Source organism: Pseudomonas fuscovaginae SE-1 (assembly GCF_000364705.1).
GTDB lineage: Bacteria > Pseudomonadota > Gammaproteobacteria > Pseudomonadales > Pseudomonadaceae > Aquipseudomonas > Aquipseudomonas fuscovaginae_A.
Window position 1 is genome coordinate 1 of the sequence record NZ_AQOH01000353.1, and the last position, 707, is coordinate 707.

Annotated in this window: 1 protein-coding gene; it reads right to left on the minus strand. The window is 43.1% G+C overall.

Features of this window, described 5'->3' with window-relative positions; all coding sequences use genetic code 11:
- Window positions 1-470 (minus strand): FkbM family methyltransferase (locus K675_RS32665; RefSeq protein WP_157384004.1); only part of this gene is annotated, 470 nt, incomplete at its 3' end.
- Window positions 471-707 lie beyond the last annotated feature (237 nt).

Here is a 707-nt window from a genome sequence, read left to right on the forward strand (position 1 = left end):
GCAACCTCAGCGTGAACTCCAAATATATTGGCCAAATTATTTTCCCCACCAGCCAACACTTCAAGCTCATAACCTTGAACATCCAAGACAAGAAAATCAAAGCTTGCCTCATGAAAAAAGTCATCTAATCTTTCGCTCTTCACTGTCTCAGTACGCACTATGCGATAGAAAAACTCCATCGCAGAATATTTAGACAGCAGTTCAACATTCGGCTCTAGCAAGGAAGAACAGGAAGGCAACTTGCAGATATTCATCTGCTGATGATCACCATTACCTAACGCAACATTATGAATGACGGCCCCAGTCGCCAGCAACTGCTCATTGGTACTGCAATCGGGGTCAACCGCTATGACATGACACTGTTTGCACAATGACATTTCTTGATAAACTGCAACTTGTCCCGGAACGACCCTGGCTCCGACATCGAGCACCCTGATTTTATCGCCAGACAAATCAAACGGAAAACTCATGTTTCAGCCCTCATAAAAGCAGACCACACTCACAATTTGAGTGCAGCCTGCCTCGGTCAGGTTAATTCGTAACAGCTAGAACCACCTTCCCATTCATACCATTGAGACTGAATATTTTCTCCACATCAATTTCTTTGCTTATAACACACCTCCTATTTGATTTTTTTCAGAGATTGTGCCGCGCACCTTCAGATATAAACATGCACTATCGAGCCGTCAACAAATCTAGATAATTTT